We start from the raw sequence: 16,057 nt of genomic DNA, 5'->3' as shown, positions 1-16,057 counted from the left end.
GTTTCATCAAAGCTTAACAATTCCTATCTGCCCGGGATCGAATGACACGCGCACGGGCAGGAGATGGGTCAGCGCCTTGAAAAAACGGATCGGGTCCTGCGTATGAAAGACGCCGCTGATCCGCTGCCCTGCGAGCGAGGGTGACAAGAGGCGCACGGGTCGGTCACAATACCGCGCCATCTCCGCCACGGCCTGATCCAGCCTGCTCCCTCGAAAGACGGCTCGCCCCTCACGCCAGGCCGTCAGATCATCGAGCCGTGTATCCGGTCGCGAGATGCGCCCGGTCTGGAACTCATAATTCAAGACCTGCCCTTCGCTCAGCGCAAGGCGGCCGCCTCCGTTCCGCTGCAGTTCCAGAGCGCCCTCAATCACGGCAACCGTCATGAGCGTCTTGCTGACATCGAGCGCATAACGCCCCCTCGTCCCGCTCATCCTCCAGTCGGCACAGCGGAAACTGACCTGCCGCACGCCTGATGCGAGACCGATTGCGCAGCGCCCTTCTTCAATCGCGAGCGCACCACGCACCGGTCCCGCAGTGACAGAACTGCACGCATCCATATCGATCGTCAGATCACCAAAATCGATCCTGCGACGTTCGTGCCGCCCGGTACGGATAATGCGCGCATCAGCGCTCGCTGGCGCGAAGAAAGCACCCAGACCAAGGAAGGCGGCTCCAGCAACAGCGTGGCGGCGGGAAAGCGCACGACCGCGCTGAGGTCGGGAAAAGCTGTTCGACGCCCAGATCTGTGTGACAAGCCATATGCCTGATGATGGGCGTCACTTTCGCCCAGCCAGGTCGTGAACTGGGCCCGATCCCTGTCGGAGCACTGATCCGAAAGTAGTCTCGCCTGCCAGAATGCCGCTTTTTCCACCAATTCCGGCGTCATGACAGCTTGTCACCGATCAGAGCGAGCGCCAGAGATGCCAATGCGCGCGCAATGGATTTCTCGATGGTGCTGACGCTCAGTTCGAGCGTCGGGCGATAAGGCTGTACGTGAGCCCATCGAGCCGGTGCATGAGAAAAATGCGTGCTGTTCGGGGGTCGAGCAGAGCGAAGGCACGACGCACGCGCTCAAGCTGCTCGCGCCCCAGCAACACGCGCTCGGGGCCGGGCGTCGCACAGACGGGTTCGACACAATCGTCTGCATCGAGGGAGGAAAACCGCACGCGCTTTTCACGCCGTGCGCGGTCGATCGCGAGGTTGCGTGCCGTGCGCAAGACATAAGCTTCGGGATGATCGATCCCGTCCAGACCTCGTTCGAACAGATGGAGAAGTGCTGTCTGAAGAAGATCGTCCGTATCCGGCCTGCGATTCTGTCGCCGGATACGCTCATGCAGAGACATCCAGACGGACTGTCCAAAGCACCATTCTGCGACTGACATTTTTTTCCTGCCAGAAATGTGTCACCGGGAAGATGCCGGTTCATAACAATGGCGGATCGAATTGTCAGCGCAGGCAGCGCCGTGTCTCCAAATCTTCATGGAACCTGATCCCGATCCGTGAATCCGGTCAGGAGCAGGATGATCTATTACATACCCAGTGCGCGACGGTAGATGTCGAGCAGGCTCTCCTGCTCTTCAATCTCGTTGGGCTCTTTCTTGCGCAGCTTGATGATGTTCTTGATTGTCGCCACGTCGAACCCGGCCGATTTCGCCTCGCTGAAAATGTCCTTGATGTCGCCGGCGAGTGCCTTACGCTCTTCTTCCAGACGCTCGACACGCTCGATCACGCTCCGCAGACGATCGACAGCAATCCCCCCGACATTCGATTCAGGATCAGCAGCCTGACGCGCACGGCTGGCGGCGGCTTCGTCAATATCAAAAGGCATGTCAGACATGGTGACCTCGAAAACGGGGGTTACACGCAGCCCCTGAGGGACCGAAAGAGCCGAAAGTATCCGGGCAGACACTTGCGAAGAACGGCGATTTATCGCGCGACGCCGGGGCGGGTCAACGCAAATTGCGCCCGAACGTTCTGGCTTGGACCGCGTTCTCTTTGCCACCTTTACCCCATCAGGGGGTGCATGTCATAACACCGCACTGCCCCCATCGAGAACCGGAGAGCCAGGCCGATGACCAATTGCCACCAGGTCGCCCCTTTCGATTACGTCATTTTCGGCGCCACTGGCGATTTGACGATGCGCAAATTGCTGCCCGCCCTCTATTATCGTCTGACGATGGGACAGGTGCCCGACACGGCGCAGATCATCGGCACGGCGCGCTCACCGCTCGCGCGCAGCGAGTATCAGAGCCGGGCCCGCGACGCGCTGAAGCGTTTCGTGAAGGCCGATGATTTCGACGAGGATACCGTCGAACGCTTCCTGAAGATGGTCCATTATGTGAGCCTCGACGGCTCCAAGCCGGACAGCAACTGGGAAGGGTTGCGCGAAGTGCTCAGCCACAAGGCCGAAGAGCATGTGCGCGTCTTCTATTACGCCACGGCTCCCGATCTCTACGGCGCCATCTCGAAGAACCTGCATAACGAAGGCCTCGTCACCGATGAGAGCCGCGTGGTGCTGGAAAAGCCGATCGGTATTGATCTGAAGACAGCCGAAGAGATCAACGAAGGCGTCGGTCAGTATTTCAAGGAAAAGAACGTCTTCCGCATCGATCATTATCTGGGCAAGGAAACCGTCCAGAACGTGATCGCGCTCCGTTTCGCCAACCCGCTTTTCGAAGCAGCTTGGTCGGCAGAGCATATCGAGTCCGTTCAGATCACAGCGGGTGAACTGGTCGGTGTCGAAGGCCGGGCCGCCTATTACGACAATTCCGGTGCGCTGCGCGACATGGTGCAAAATCACCTGCTTCAGGTGCTGTGCCTCGTCGCCATGGAAAAGCCTGCATCGCTTCAGGCCGATGACGTTCGCGATGCGAAGGTCTCCGTGCTGAAATCGCTGGTGCCCCTTACCGCCGAGACCCTGCGGACCAGCACGGTGCGCGCTCAGTACACCAAGGGCCATAGCAAGGGCGCCACGGTGGATGGCTATCTCGACGAGCTGGGTCATGAGAGCAACACCGAGACCTACGTCGCGCTGCGTGCTGAAATCGACACCCCTCGCTGGAAGAACGTGCCGTTCTTTATCCGCTCGGCCAAACGCCTGAAGGCCAAGGTCAGCGAGATCGTGGTGACGTTCAAGCCGTCTGCCACCAAGCTGTTCCCGTCACAGCCTGAGAAGAATGTGCTCGTCATCCGCATCCAGCCGGATGAAGGCGTCTCCTATCAGTTCAACGTCAAGAACCCGACCGATGACGATTTCGGCCTGTGGGAAGCCAATCTGGACGTTCATTTCGAACGCGCCTTCTCGGTACGCTATCCTGATGCCTATGAGCGCCTTCTGCTCGACGCCGTGCGCGGTTATCCCGTGCTCTTCATCCGTCGCGACGAAGTCGAGGCGGCATGGAAATGGGTTGCTCCGGTCATGGAAGCCTGGGCCAAGAACGAGGTTCCGATGTCGCATTATGCTGCCGGCAGCTGGGGCCCGGAAGAGGCCCGTCAGATGCTCGCCCGTGACGGGCAGGTCTGGCACGAAGACGTAGAGTAAGGCACTCCCTTGGCTTTCGAACCCAAAACTCCCTCCGAACCCGGCTCGTCAAGGCCGGGTTCGAAGCGACGCAAGCCGCGCACGCTTAAGCAGCATCTCTTGCGTCGCCTCGTTGTGCTGGTGCCAGTCTCGCTTCTCGCTGTTGTCGTCATGAAAATGGGCTGGCTCGATCAAGCGGCTGACAAGATCCAGTTTGATCGCCTTGCCTGGTTCGACAACACCAAGCTTGTCGAACATTTACGGGTCATGGTCACGCATAACGGTATGACCGATGTGCCAGCCAAGTGCCTCGTCCCGATCCTCAACGGCAATGACCCGCCAGAAGCGACGCGCATCGATTTCATGCAGCGAAGCAATGACGGATGCCCCGGCAAGGCTGGCACGTTCGACCGGCTCTTCACGATCAAGGTCAACAGGGCCGATCGCCTTTTGGCCACCGACCAGGGCACGCCCGGTCGCTTCCACGCGATGGCGCAACACTGATCGAAGCCGGGCTCAGACCCGGCTTTTTTCTTGAGACGACGCCTCAGCCCGAAAAAATCTTTCGCAGGAAGAGCCCTCCCTGACGCAGGGCGCGCCTGCCATCGACCAGGGCTGCGTAGAAGTTCAAAAAACCATGAATGGCGCGAGGGAAGCAGGTCAACGTCACCTTCGTTCCGGCTCTGCGCAGGAGAGTTGCATAAAGCTCCCCCTCCCCACGCAGGGGGTCGAAGCCTGCCGTTACGATCATGGCTGACGCAACGCCCTCAAGATCTCGCGCAAAGACCGGCGCAAAGTCCGGGTCGAGCATTTCCCGGTCATGACGTATATATTGTCTGCCGTACCAGTCGAGCAGACGCGCGGTCAGCATATAGCCTTCAGCGTAAAGCTCACGGCTCCGTGGCGACCAGAGCCCGGTGACTGTCGGATAGTACAGCAACTGCCCGACCAGTCGTCGCAGCCCGTGATCTCTGGCACGCAGAGCGAGAACGGCGGCCAGATTACCGCCAGCGCTATCGCCACAGACAGCGACATCAAGATCCATTGCCTCTGCCTGAGCGTGCAGCCAAAGCAGTGCCGCCCAGCCATCCTCCACCGCGGCGGGAAACGGCGCCTCGGGCGCAAGGCGATAATCGAGCGAAAGCACCATGGCACCTGAATGGCGCGCAAGACGGCAGCAAATTCCGTGATGCGACACCAGATCGCAATGCACGAACCCGCCTCCATGCAAAAAGAGCACGAGGCCCGTCACCCGGCCTCTGGGACGATAAATCCGGGCAGGACGCGAAAACGCGCCACAAGGCAGCATGATTTCGCGCCAGGACCTAATCTGCCATGCGGAGAGACGCTGGGGAAAGCTCGGCATCCCCGTCATGCGACGCAGCGCGGCGAGCGATTCCGGGGAGACTGTTTCTGGCAAAGGTAGTGCGTCTCGGCCTTGAGAGGCCTTCCCGAGCCAGAGCAAAAAGAGACGATAGAGCCATCCAGGGCGCGAAACAGGCAACTCGGTCATAGCGAGAGGTTACGACCCATCTGTCCGCTGCATCCAGCGGAAACATGAATCTGTCGGAGAAGATCAGAGCGATAAAGCGTCTCTGGATTCGTAGGCCATGCCCTACAAACAGGCAGCCAAGCGGGCAGCAGCCGAGTCATGCCACTCACATGACGCCGCGACAGCCGAACATCCGCAATGAGAGCCCTCTGCATGAGGTTTAGGAGACATCACTTTAAAGTGATGTTCTGTAGAGGCCGAGCGTAAAAATCTCTGCTGAGAAGCCCTGACGAGCCCCTACATGCCGCTTGACCCCGCATCGCGCATCGGTCAGGTTGCGCCCGTCAGACGGTCGGGCGATCGCTGCTGCGTCAGTGTGAACTGGCGTGATGGAGGAAAGTCCGGGCTCCACGGGAGAACGATGCCGGCTAACGGCCGGCGGGGGTGACCCTAGGGAAAGTGCCACAGAAAACAAACCGCCTGCCCGGCTCTCGGGCTGCAGGTAAGGGTGAAACGGTGCGGTAAGAGCGCACCGCTCCTTCGGTAACGCGGGAGGCAGGGCAAACCCCATCGGGAGCAAAACCGAATAGGAATGGCGGATCTGCCTCTCGCGAGGTGGGATCAGAGGCTCTCCCGCCTTGTCATTCGGGTTGGTTGCGTGAGGCCGGTTGCAAAACCGGTCCCAGAGGAATGATCGCCCCGCTTAGGCGGACAGAACCCGGCTTACAGACCGTCTGACAATTATTTAATTTACGGTTATTTGTTAACCATTCGCCCGATTCCTGTCGCTCAGGAATCGCTCAAAATATTTTTCACTCTATGCAACTTATTAATAAAACACTTCTCCCTTAACACTCAAGGCCCTCAAAAAGAGTCATTCTCTTTATTTGAAGATCGAAATAGGTCTTCACATTAGCAAAATCGGCCACAATCACGCCGCAATTACTACTTCTCCTCCAGCAATAAGAACATAACAGAAACGCAGCGCATAACTATCGCAATGCTGCTAGCCGATTCCGAAATGAGAACATTTAGAGAACTAATTATTTACGCACTTCGGAAAAAGCCAAGGTATTCCGCCAAAAATCGCTGCGAATTGTTTGACGTCCCACGAAATCCCATGATATCCCAAACTCATCCCAAGCGGTGCTGTTAGGCAGAAAGCGGGCAGCTTTGTTCCGCGACGGGCGCAAATATCACTGGTCATTACTTCTGGGCGAAGAGGAGGCATCGAACGGCGTGAGTGTGTTTCTTGGCACGCATCAGAACCGTTTTGACGCCAAGGGCCGCGTGTCCATTCCGGCTTCGTTTCGTGCTGCCCTCCGCGCACAGGTCAAGCCAGACGAGAGCCTTGTTATTCTGCGTCCGTCTCATCTTCATCCCTGTATCGAAGCATGGCCCAGTGCTGCTTTTGCTTCACTCGCGGGGCCTGTTGAGGCGCTCGATATTTTTTCTGATGACCATGACGACTTGGCTGCTAGTCTCTATGCTGACGCTTATCCAATCGACGCGGATAAAGAAGGGCGTATTATCCTGCCAGATGTTCTGAAGCGTCACGCAAATCTTGTCGACGAGATCTCTTTTATGGGGCTGGGTCGCGTCTTCCAGATATGGGAGCCTGAGGCTGCTGCAAAGCGCCGTGAAGAAGCACGCTCACGAGCCAGACGCATGACCGCACGCCCCACCCCTGCAGCGAGCGAGGTCGTACAATGACCGCAACCGCTTCGTTGGATTTTCTGGCTGGCCACGACTCAGGACACGTCCCGGTGATGCTGCCTGAAGTAATCACCGCGCTCACCCTGAAAGAGGGTGGTCGTTACGTCGATGGAACGTTTGGCGGTGGTGGCTACACGCGTGGGATTCTTGCGCAAGCTCCCTGCACCGTCTGGGGTATCGATCGTGATCCGGCTGCGATCGCACGCGCCGAAGCTCTTGCCGCTGAACTCGACGCTTGGCAGACTCCACGCGCAAGCTGATTGCAGTGCCTGGCACGTTCGGTTCCATGGGCGATCTGCTCGCCGACGAAGCGCCCTTCGACGGTATCGTTCTCGATATCGGCGTTTCGTCCTATCAGATCGACGAGGCAGAGCGCGGCTTCTCTTTCCGCCATGATGGTCCTCTGGACATGCGGATGTCACAAGCCGGACGGTCCGCTGCCGATCTCGTAAACGAGGCCGAAGCCAATGAACTCGCCGACATCATTTATCACTATGGCGAAGATCGCATGTCTCGTCGCATCGCTGCTGCCATTGTGCGTGCACGCGAAGAAGAGACGATCACGACAACAGCACGCCTCGCTGACATCGTTCGAAGCGTCGTGCGCCCCGATAAATCGGGTATTCATCCCGCCACACGCACCTTTCAGGCGCTGCGCATCGCCGTAAACGATGAGCTCGGCGAGCTTCAGAAGGCGCTCGACGAGGCTCCCGCTCTTCTGGCTGAGGGCGGACGTCTCGTTGTGGTCACCTTCCATTCGCTCGAAGACCGTCTGGTCAAACGTGCCCTCGCTCAGGCAGCCGGGCGTGTCAGCCGTCCTTCGCGACACGAACCCATGACCGAGCGTTTCGCAACCCCCGATTATGCTCTGCCCCACACGCGCCCGATCCTCGCGTCAGACGAAGAGATCAGCCGCAATCCACGGTCGCGCAGTGCCAAGCTGCGCAGTCTGCTCCGTTCCGCACCTTTAGCCTCTGTTCGAGGAATTTATTCATGATCCGGCCTTTCACGATCGTCTGCGCACTTCTTGCCGGTGGTTCGGGCATGTTTCTCTACACGAAGAAGCATGAAACCACTGTGCTAGATCAGCAGATCACATCGATCGTGCAAAAGACGGAGCGCGTGCGTCAGCAGACAGCCATGCTTCGCACGCAGTGGGCACTGCTGAACCAGCCGGATCGATTGAGCACGTTGTCAACGCGGTTTCTCGCGCAGCTTCATCCCATGGCACCCAATCAGTACGTGCGGCTTGCCAGCATGGTCGCGAGCCTTCCTGCTCCTTCCACCAAACCGGCCTATCATGATCCACGCGAGAGCCTGAGCATCGCGGTCTCGAACGCGCCTGTGGCGGAAAGCTACAAGGCTCCGGAAAAGAAAACGCTTCCTTCGGCGGCTCCTGCAGCACGCGACGAGACCAAAACTCTCATCGCGAGCGCGGAAACCACGCCTCGACGCCCTGCCTTGGCACCCGTTTCAGCTCCGGCTCCTGAACCGGTACGCATTGCACCGCGCCCCACGCGCGTCGCGCCTCCCGCACCACGCCCGACTATCGAGCTGGCGCAGCAGACCAGCCATGCTCACATGGTCTCCGACGAGCTTGGCCAGCCAGCTCATCACCCGCGCCGCTTCGGGGCCGTCGTTCATGCAACGACGCGCAACACGCCCGCGCAAGGCAGCAACGGGCAGGAGGCTGGCGTTCGTCTGGCAAGTTTTCGGGGCGATCGCCCGCAAGCAACGGCCGCCACGGCTTGGCGTAATGCTCACGCTTCAGGCGCCCCCCATACAGCACGCCCTCACACCGATATTGCCATGCAGTCTCCCAAGCCGCATCATGTGCAGAGTGACTCAGGATCTTCCTCGTCTCTCGCAGGCTATGGCGACGCGCTACCGCCCCCCATGCCTCTCGCCAATTGAGTGGATATGAAAGCGTCTGAGCATGGCAGGCAGAACACCTCCTTTCAAAAGGTCGGGTCCTACCAGTGGCATGCGCCTGAGGGCAAAAGCCCCAAACGGGTCAAAGCTTCCCTAGACCAGATGCATACGAGGCTCATCGGTGTCGGCCTCGGTTTTTTGATTCTTTTCGGTCTGGTCGCGGGCAAGCTGAGCCTTGCGACCGTCTTTCAGCCTATGGCTCCCGAAAAGCGTCAGATCGCCTCTCAGGTTCCTGAAATTCCCAAAAGCGATCCCAAGGGCCAGATCTCGGGCGATTTCTCCCTTCCCGATGTACATCGCGCCAGCATCATTGATCGCAATGGGCAGACCCTCGCGCTCTCGCTTCCTGTTGCGCAGGTTTACGCGAACCCTATGGAGCTGATCGACCCAGCTGACGCCGCACAAAAACTCAAATCGGTTCTCCCCCAGCTCGACGAGGCTGAGACGACGCGTCGTCTCTCACTGAAGAAGCAATTCGTCTATATCGCGCGCGATATTTCGCCGGTGCAGGAAATTGCGATCAATAATCTTGGCATTCCGGGGATCTATTTCGAAGCCAGCGAGCGTCGGCACTATCCGCTGGGACGGACCGCCGCACAAATTCTCGGAGGCGTCGATATCGACGATCACGGTGTGGCAGGCGTCGAGCGCTTCTTCAACGAGCGCCTCAACAAGGACCGCACGCCTCTTCGCCTGTCTCTTGATGTGCGCGTTCAGGCCGTCGCCCGTGAAGTCGTTCAGGCAGCCATGGATGAATTCCAGGCCATCGGCGCTGCAGCCATCGTGATGGACGTCAATACGGGAGAAATCATCTCCATGGTGAGTCTCCCCGATTACGACGCGAATGATTTCGGCCGTGCGCCTGCTGATTCCCGGTTCAACCGCGCTGTTACAGGTATGTACGAACCGGGATCGACCTTCAAACTACAGACCGCTGCCATGGCGATCGAATATGGCGTCGCCCATATCTGGGACCGTTTTTCGACCATTCCGATCCATATCGGCCGCTTCACGATTTCAGACATCAAGAGCGATCATTTTGCTCCCTGGCTCGCCTTGCCCGACGTTCTCGCCAAATCGTCCAATCCGGCCGCCGCTCATATCGCCCTCGATGTCGGCGCCAAGCGGCAGCAGGACTGGCTGCGCACGATGGGTTTTTTCAATCGTGTGCCCGTCGAGCTTCCCGAGGCCGGTCGCCCCATCGTCCCGTCCCTGAAGAACTGGGGGATATCCACAGTCATGACCGTTGGCTTCGGTCACGGCGTGGCCGAACCGCCGCTTGCCATCGTGCGCGGCACAGCAGCCACAGTGAATGGCGGCATCCTGATCAAGCCAACTCTCGTCGCGCGGGATCAGGGCGACGGCAGCAGACCGGATACTGGCAATCTTCCCCCCTTGGGAGATCCTGCCTCGAAGACAGCATCCGCCGTCCCCGCCTCTGACAAAACCGCTTCAGATGACGGGAGCGACGCTGCCAGCCCCTTACCCGAGCCTCAGGGACCTCGGGTTGTGTCGAAAGAGAATTCGGATCTCATCCGCAAGATGCTCCGCCTCGACGTCACACAAGGGACCGCCCGCAGTGCTGAAGTACCGGGCTATTTTGTCGGCGGAAAAACAGGCACGGCTGAAAAAGTCGGCCCCAATGGGCGCTACCTGAAACACGTGAACATTTCGGCCTTCACGTCGATCATTCCCATGAATGCGCCGCGCTATGCGGTTTACGTCATGCTCGACTCTCCTCACCCGACCCCAAAAACGCACGGCTTTGTCACTTCGGGCTGGAATGCTGCGCCAACCACAGGCAAGCTGATCGCGCGTATCGGGCCCATGCTCGGTATGTTCCCTGATACGCAGAATGCAGCCCAGATCGACGCAGACATGGCGATACCGCTCGAACCCTCAATCCCGACAGGTCGTCGCGCATTGGGACCGGGCAACGACCCTGGCGATCCGCGCATCGCCGCACAAAAAGAAAAATCCGAGAGAGACGCAGCCAAGGCTTCGGAAAAAGCAGCAAGACTCGCTGCCAAGGCCTCCCAGCGCACCACGCGCCACACTCCTGAACGGGGTTAACTCATGCGACTTTCCGAGATCCTGCAACGCGTCAATGATCTGGACGCGTCGTGCCGTATCAGCTCGAACAGCTCCCACCAGGTCGATCCGGATATCGTGGGTATCACGGCAGACAGCCGCTCCGTGACACCGGGCATGATCTTCGCCGCGCTTCCAGGGGCCAGTCTGAACGGCGCACGGTTCATTCCCCAGGCCCTCTACAGGGGGGCGACATCACTTCTCGTGTCTGACGACGCCGCGATCGTGCGCAACAGCCCGGTCCCCTGCGTGACAAGCGCCGCGCCACGCCACACTCTGGCTCTTATCGCCCATATTCTGGCCGGGCCTCAGCCGAGGCATGTTGCAGCCATTACCGGAACGAACGGCAAGAGCAGCACCGCCGATTTCCTCCGTCAGCTCTGGTCGATGCTCGGCACCCCTTCCGCCAGCATCGGCACGCTTGGACTTATCAGCGACATCCCTGTCGAGGCGCCTCCCCCGCTGACAACGCCAGATGCCGTCTCGCTGGCGCAGACCCTTGCCAGCCTGAAAGCCGCGGGGGTGGATCATGTGGCACTCGAAGCCTCGTCCCATGGTCTCGACCAACACCGGCTCGATGGCGTGTCCCTGAGCGCAGGCGGCTTCAGCAACCTGACACGCGATCATCTCGATTATCACGGCACGGTGAACGCCTATCGCGTTGCCAAATTGCGCCTGTTCTCGGATCTTCTCCCTCGAGGGGCGATTGCTGGCTTCAACGCCGATATGGACCCGCAGACCGCCTCGGCATTGCGCGATCTGACCCAGGCACGTCATCTGCGTGCCCGTAGCGTCGGAGAAAAGGGCGAAACGATCAGGCTTTTGAAGGTAAGGCCTCTTCCTCACGGTCAGCTGGTCTCCCTGTCGCTTTTCGGCGAAACCCTGCCAGAATACGAACTTGCTCTGACAGGGCGTTTTCAGGTCGATAATGTCCTGCTCGCTGCGGCTCTGGCTTGGGAAGATGACGCGCAGGCGCGCGCTGTGCTCGATCTTGTTCCTCAACTTGGCGGGGTCCGCGGGCGCGCCGAACTGGCCGTGACGCTCGATCACGGCGCCGGCGTCTATGTCGATTACGCTCATACCCCCGACGCCCTTGAGCATCTGCTCCACAGCCTGCGGCCCCATGCGCAAAACCGGCTGATCGTGGTCTTCGGTGCAGGGGGGGACCGTGATCGCGGCAAACGGCCTCTCATGGGTCAGATTGCAGCCGATCTGGCAGATCTGGCCATCGTTACGGATGACAACCCCCGCAACGAAGATCCGGCAACAATCCGCGCGGCCATTCGGGCTGCCTGCCCCAACGCGCTCGAAATCGGTGACAGGCGCGCCGCCATTGCCGCGGCGCTTTCTGAAGCACGTGCAGGTGACGTTGTGGTCGTGGCAGGCAAGGGTCATGAAAGCGGCCAGACGGTCGCAGGCATTACCACCCCATTCGACGATCGCGCGGTCATCCGCGATCTGGCAGGAATTTCAGAATGACGGGTCTCTGGACCAGCTTCGAACTCAGAAAAGCCACTCACGGACGCCTCGAGGCCGATATCGTCGCAACCGGCATTTCGATCGATACGCGCAGCCTTGAGGAGGGCGATCTCTTCATCGCCCTCTTGGGGGAGAACAGTGACGGCCACGCCCATATCGCCACAGCGCTTGAAAAAGGCGCTGCCTGCGTGATGGTGCATGATGACAGCGGCGGCAATGACCCGCGTTTGCTGCATGTCGCTGACACGATGGCAGGTCTACAGGCTCTGGGTCATGCGGCACGGACGCGTTTCACCGGGAAGATGGTCGGTGTAACGGGGTCGGTGGGCAAGACGACAACCAAGAACATGCTTCACTGCGCGCTCTCGGCTCTAGGCCCGACTCACGCCGCAATCGCTTCCTACAACAATCATTGGGGCGTGCCGCTCACCCTCGCCCGGATGCCACGCAACACTGCTTTTTGCGTCGCAGAAATCGGCATGAATCACCCCGGCGAAATCGCGCCCCTTGCTGCAATGGTGCGCCCTGACGTGGCTGTCATCACCACGATCGGCAGCTCCCATCTCGGTTATATGGGCAGTATCGAGCGATCGCCGAGGAAAAAGCCGAGTTGATCGCAGCTCTTCCTGCCGGAGGTGTGGCTGTCGTGCCCGACGATACCGGCATGGAAGCGATCTTCGAAAAAGCTGCCGCAAGATCCGGCGCCCGTCTCAGTCGAGTGGGCCTGACCGCAAGAGCCGATCATGCCCTTGCCAAGCTGATCACAGACCCTGAAGGCTCGTCTTTCAGCTTCGATGAGCGCAACGTCACGCTCACCGCACCTGGTGCCCATCTTGCACGCAACGCCGCACTTGCTCTGGCAGCCTTAGACGCGCTGGATTTACCACTCGACGCTGCGATCGAGGCACTGACCCGCTGGCGTCCCGGTGCGGGTCGCGGCCAGATCCAGCCGATACTGGGCGGCACGGCGTCTCTGCTGGATGAGAGCTATAACGCGTCTGTTCTCTCGATCCGGGCGGCCTTGGAGACCCTCTCTCTCGTTCCCGGTAAACGTCGGATTGCCGTGCTGGGCGACATCAGGGAGCTCGGTGACTTTGCCGAACGCGAGCATCTTTCGCTCGTCCCCGATCTCATGACCCATGCCGATCTGGTTTTTTGCTGTTGTCCCGAGATGCGCCATGTTTTTGACGCGCTTGCAGAAGAAAAGCGTGGCGTCTGGCAAGCAGACGCGGCATCTCTCGCCCCCATCGTCCAATCCAATCTGAAAGCCGGTGACGTGGTTCTCGTAAAAGGCAGTCTTGGCAGTCGCATGCGCGACATCGTTACCCCTCTTCTGGCAGGGGGCGAGCAAGCCTGATGCTGTATAATCTGATCGCCATTCATGACACGACCCATGGCGGCTTTTTCAATCTCTTCCATTATCTGACATTCCGCTCGGGCGGCGCATGTCTGACGGCCTTTGTGATCTCGCTGGTTTTCGGGCGCCCCTTCATCGCGCAGCTCAAGCGCATCCAGCGGGAAGGTCAGCCGATACGCACGCTCGGCCCCGAACGGCATATTCTGGAAAAGGCAGGCACGCCCACCATGGGGGGGATGCTGATCCTGATTGCCCTTTTCGCCTCGACCTTGCTTTGGGCGGATCTGACCAACGGCCTCGTCTGGGCCGTCATGTTCGTAACAGCAGCCTTTGGCGCCGTCGGCTTTGCCGATGATTATCTCAAGCTTTCAAAGCGCAATACAGCCGGGGTTTCGAAACGTGCCCGACTGGGAAGTGAGTTCGCCGCCTCCCTGATCGCAGGATACTGGATGGAAAGCCTGATGCCGCCTGAGCTGCGCAACATGGTGGCCTTTCCCTTCGTCAAGGATTTCCTGTTGCCGCTCGGCTTTGCTTTTCCCCTCTTTGCCATGATCACCATGACCGGTTTCGGCAATGCGGTGAATTTCACGGACGGGCTCGACGGTCTGGCAATTGTGCCCGTGGTCATTGCTGCGCTCGTTTTCGCTCTGATCGCCTATCTCGTCGGCAACCGGGTTTTTGCCGATTATCTGCAATTGCATCAGGTCCCCGGAACAGGAGAGCTTGCTGTGTTCTGTGCGGCCCTGATCGGCGCGGGGCTTGGCTTTCTCTGGTTCAATGCGACACCCGCCGATGTCTTCATGGGAGATACAGGATCGCTCTCATTAGGGGGCGCGCTTGGTGCTGTGGCCGTTGCGGTCAAGCATGAGCTGGTACTGTGCATCGTGGGCGGTCTGTTTGTCGTCGAGACACTCTCCGTCGTCATCCAGGTGTTCTGGTACAAACGCACGAAGCGCCGGGTCTTTCTGATGGCGCCACTGCATCATCACTTTGAGAAAAAAGGGTGGCAGGAGCCCAAGATCGTCATCCGTTTCTGGATCGTCTCGATCCTGCTCGGTCTGGCAGGTCTCGCCACATTGAAGCTCCGTTGACATGACAGATCGCAGCTTCCCCGCCGATCTGTTCGCCGGCTCCCGCTTTGCCGTCGCCGGACTGGGCCGCAACGGCAGCGCCGTCGTCCAAACCTTGCTCGTCATGGGCGCAGACGTGCAGGTCTGGGACGATCGCAACCCACCGATTGCCGATCCCACGCAGCCACGATTGACAGCGGCCCCTATCGAAACGCTCTCTGGCTTCGACGCGCTTATTCTCTCACCCGGCATTCCCCATCTTCTGCCGACCCCCCATCCTGTCGCGGAAATCGCAAGAGACGCCGGGGTTCCGATCCTCTCGGATGCGGAAATTCTCTATCAGGCCGTGCGCCGGACCGGCTCAAAAGCGCGTTTTGCCGCGATCACCGGCACGAATGGCAAATCGACAACAACCGCGCTTCTGGCCCACATGCTTGAAAAAGCCGGGCGGCCTGTTGCTGCCGGTGGCAATCTCGGCACGGCCTCTCTGGCTCTGCCTCTTCTGCCCGATGACGGTGTGTATGTGATCGAAATGTCATCCTACATGCTGGAACGTCTGCATTCCTTTCACGCCGACACAGCCTGCCTGCTGAACCTGACACCGGATCATCTCGACCGTCACGGCGATATGGCCGGTTACGCCACAGCCAAACGCCATGTGTTCGACAACATGACGGCGGACGATCAGGCCGTGATCAGTATTGACGACAGCTATTGCCAGAAGATCGCCCTGACCTGCATTGAGCATGGTCTCTCGGTGGCACCGCTTTCCATTGATGATCGCACCTCTGTCGCCGCAATTGCCAGCGCCTTGCATTCGTCCACCACGCTGCCCGGCGCGCATAATCTGCAAAATTCTCTGGCTGCCAGCAGCATGGCGCGACATCTTGGGCTCGATGAAAGCGCCATTGCCGACGGCCTGAAAACTATCCCGGGCTGCCGCATCGACAAGCGCTTGCTGGGGTCATCGACGGCATCCGCTTCATCAACGACAGCAAGGCCACCAATGCAGAGGCCGCCGAAAAAGCGCTTCTCTGCTATGACAAGGTCATCTGGATTGCCGGGGGTACGGCAAAATCGGGCGGGATCGACACACTCGCTCCGCTTTTCCCGCGTATTGCCAAGGCGTACCTCATCGGGCGCGATGCCTCGCTTTTGGAAAAAACCCTGAGCGACCATAACGTCGCGGTGGAAATTTCGGGCACGCTCGATGCCGCGACGAAAGCCGCTCTTCATGCAGCCAAAGCGCTTCACACCCCTGTTGTTTTATTGTCTCCTGCCTGCGCAAGTTTTGATCAATTCGCGAGTTTTGAGGCGCGAGGCGCGCATTTTGTCGATATTCTGACTCATCTACACGAGACAGAGGCGCCCTGATCCGAGGGGCCAGAAGGGTTTAAGA

Annotated in this window: 12 protein-coding genes, 1 other RNA gene and 3 pseudogenes; 11 read left to right on the top strand and 5 right to left on the bottom strand. The window is 59.4% G+C overall.

What is annotated here, in order from left to right; genetic code table 11:
• Positions 1 to 6: 6 nt before the first annotated feature.
• From JCM15831_RS08180 to JCM15831_RS08165, 4 genes are all read right to left on the bottom strand, one after another.
• Positions 7 to 558 (bottom strand): FecR family protein, encoded by a 552-nt coding sequence (locus JCM15831_RS08180; protein ID WP_025823919.1) that lies wholly within the window; start codon positions 556 to 558, stop codon positions 7 to 9.
• Between the two features lie 8 nt (positions 559 to 566).
• Complete coding sequence (locus tag JCM15831_RS08175; protein ID WP_035774087.1) at positions 567 to 887, bottom strand: FecR/PupR family sigma factor regulator; 321 nt, start codon at positions 885 to 887, stop codon at positions 567 to 569.
• A gap of 76 nt (positions 888 to 963) precedes the next feature.
• Entirely contained in the window at positions 964 to 1,383 is a 420-nt protein-coding gene (locus tag JCM15831_RS08170) for an RNA polymerase sigma factor (RefSeq protein ID WP_025823917.1), read from the bottom strand.
• Between the two features lie 146 nt (positions 1,384 to 1,529).
• Entirely contained in the window at positions 1,530 to 1,829 is a 300-nt protein-coding gene (locus JCM15831_RS08165) for a DUF2312 domain-containing protein (protein ID WP_051528405.1), read from the bottom strand.
• A 243-nt stretch (positions 1,830 to 2,072) separates the two neighbouring features.
• Between JCM15831_RS08165 and zwf the strand changes: the two genes are divergently transcribed.
• Positions 2,073 to 3,542 (top strand): glucose-6-phosphate dehydrogenase, encoded by a 1,470-nt coding sequence (zwf, locus tag JCM15831_RS08160; protein ID WP_025823915.1) that lies wholly within the window; start codon positions 2,073 to 2,075, stop codon positions 3,540 to 3,542.
• Between the two features lie 9 nt (positions 3,543 to 3,551).
• On the top strand, positions 3,552 to 4,025 hold the full coding sequence (locus JCM15831_RS20990) for a hypothetical protein (protein ID WP_084490619.1): 474 nt from the start codon (positions 3,552 to 3,554) through the stop codon (positions 4,023 to 4,025).
• A 43-nt stretch (positions 4,026 to 4,068) separates the two neighbouring features.
• Here JCM15831_RS20990 and JCM15831_RS08145 read toward each other — a convergent pair whose 3' ends face one another.
• Positions 4,069 to 5,034, bottom strand: coding sequence for an alpha/beta hydrolase (locus JCM15831_RS08145; protein ID WP_025823912.1), 966 nt, complete (start codon positions 5,032 to 5,034; stop codon positions 4,069 to 4,071).
• Positions 5,035 to 5,357: 323 nt separating this feature from the next.
• On the opposite strand from JCM15831_RS08145, the gene rnpB reads away from it, so the two are divergent.
• From rnpB to murD, 9 genes and pseudogenes are all read left to right on the top strand, one after another.
• Positions 5,358 to 5,755, top strand: an RNA gene (gene rnpB / locus JCM15831_RS20195) — RNase P RNA component class A.
• Positions 5,756 to 6,252: 497 nt separating this feature from the next.
• Positions 6,253 to 6,726, top strand: coding sequence for a division/cell wall cluster transcriptional repressor MraZ (mraZ, locus tag JCM15831_RS08140; protein ID WP_025823911.1), 474 nt, complete (start codon positions 6,253 to 6,255; stop codon positions 6,724 to 6,726).
• Positions 6,723 to 7,726 (top strand): annotated as a pseudogene (rsmH, locus tag JCM15831_RS17610) (16S rRNA (cytosine(1402)-N(4))-methyltransferase RsmH). The gene mraZ and the pseudogene rsmH overlap by 4 nt, the downstream one beginning before the upstream one ends.
• Positions 7,723 to 8,643: a cell division protein FtsL gene (gene ftsL, locus JCM15831_RS08130; protein WP_025823910.1), complete on the top strand. Its 921-nt coding sequence runs from the start codon at positions 7,723 to 7,725 to the stop codon at positions 8,641 to 8,643. The pseudogene rsmH and the gene ftsL overlap by 4 nt, the downstream one beginning before the upstream one ends.
• A gap of 120 nt (positions 8,644 to 8,763) precedes the next feature.
• Positions 8,764 to 10,734: a peptidoglycan D,D-transpeptidase FtsI family protein gene (locus JCM15831_RS08125; protein WP_084490618.1), complete on the top strand. Its 1,971-nt coding sequence runs from the start codon at positions 8,764 to 8,766 to the stop codon at positions 10,732 to 10,734.
• A 3-nt stretch (positions 10,735 to 10,737) separates the two neighbouring features.
• Positions 10,738 to 12,231, top strand: a complete 1,494-nt coding sequence (locus JCM15831_RS08120; protein WP_025823908.1) for a UDP-N-acetylmuramoyl-L-alanyl-D-glutamate--2,6-diaminopimelate ligase — start codon at positions 10,738 to 10,740, stop codon at positions 12,229 to 12,231.
• Positions 12,228 to 13,588 (top strand): annotated as a pseudogene (locus tag JCM15831_RS17605) (UDP-N-acetylmuramoyl-tripeptide--D-alanyl-D-alanine ligase). The gene JCM15831_RS08120 and the pseudogene JCM15831_RS17605 overlap by 4 nt, the downstream one beginning before the upstream one ends.
• The gene (mraY, locus tag JCM15831_RS08110; RefSeq protein ID WP_025823907.1) at positions 13,588 to 14,679 is read left to right on the top strand and encodes a phospho-N-acetylmuramoyl-pentapeptide-transferase; all 1,092 of its coding nucleotides are present in this window, start codon (positions 13,588 to 13,590) and stop codon (positions 14,677 to 14,679) included. Before JCM15831_RS17605 ends, mraY begins: the two are co-directional and overlap by 1 nt.
• A gap of 1 nt (position 14,680) precedes the next feature.
• A pseudogene (gene murD / locus JCM15831_RS17600) lies at positions 14,681 to 16,032 on the top strand (UDP-N-acetylmuramoyl-L-alanine--D-glutamate ligase).
• Positions 16,033 to 16,057 lie beyond the last annotated feature (25 nt).

Source organism: Asaia astilbis JCM 15831, from assembly GCF_000613845.1.
GTDB classification, from domain to species: domain Bacteria; phylum Pseudomonadota; class Alphaproteobacteria; order Acetobacterales; family Acetobacteraceae; genus Asaia; species Asaia astilbis.
The sequence above is the reverse complement of the archived record's forward strand: the minus strand, read 5'-3'. Positions and strand labels throughout refer to the sequence as shown.

Bases quoted from the DNA above. Each gene is read 5' to 3' on its own strand.
- JCM15831_RS08170 (WP_025823917.1), bottom strand. From the start codon at position 1,383: ATGTCAGTCGCAGAATGGTGCTTTGGACAGTCCGTCTGGATGTCTCTG.
- mraY (WP_025823907.1), top strand. From the start codon at position 13,588: ATGCTGTATAATCTGATCGCCATTCATGACACGACCCATGGCGGCTTT.
- JCM15831_RS08180 (WP_025823919.1), bottom strand. From the start codon at position 558: ATGGATGCGTGCAGTTCTGTCACTGCGGGACCGGTGCGTGGTGCGCTC.
- JCM15831_RS08120 (WP_025823908.1), top strand. From the start codon at position 10,738: ATGCGACTTTCCGAGATCCTGCAACGCGTCAATGATCTGGACGCGTCG.
- JCM15831_RS08175 (WP_035774087.1), bottom strand. From the start codon at position 887: ATGACGCCGGAATTGGTGGAAAAAGCGGCATTCTGGCAGGCGAGACTA.
- JCM15831_RS08125 (WP_084490618.1), top strand. From the start codon at position 8,764: ATGCATACGAGGCTCATCGGTGTCGGCCTCGGTTTTTTGATTCTTTTC.
- ftsL (WP_025823910.1), top strand. From the start codon at position 7,723: ATGATCCGGCCTTTCACGATCGTCTGCGCACTTCTTGCCGGTGGTTCG.
- JCM15831_RS08165 (WP_051528405.1), bottom strand. From the start codon at position 1,829: ATGCCTTTTGATATTGACGAAGCCGCCGCCAGCCGTGCGCGTCAGGCT.
- zwf (WP_025823915.1), top strand. From the start codon at position 2,073: ATGACCAATTGCCACCAGGTCGCCCCTTTCGATTACGTCATTTTCGGC.
- JCM15831_RS08145 (WP_025823912.1), bottom strand. From the start codon at position 5,034: ATGACCGAGTTGCCTGTTTCGCGCCCTGGATGGCTCTATCGTCTCTTT.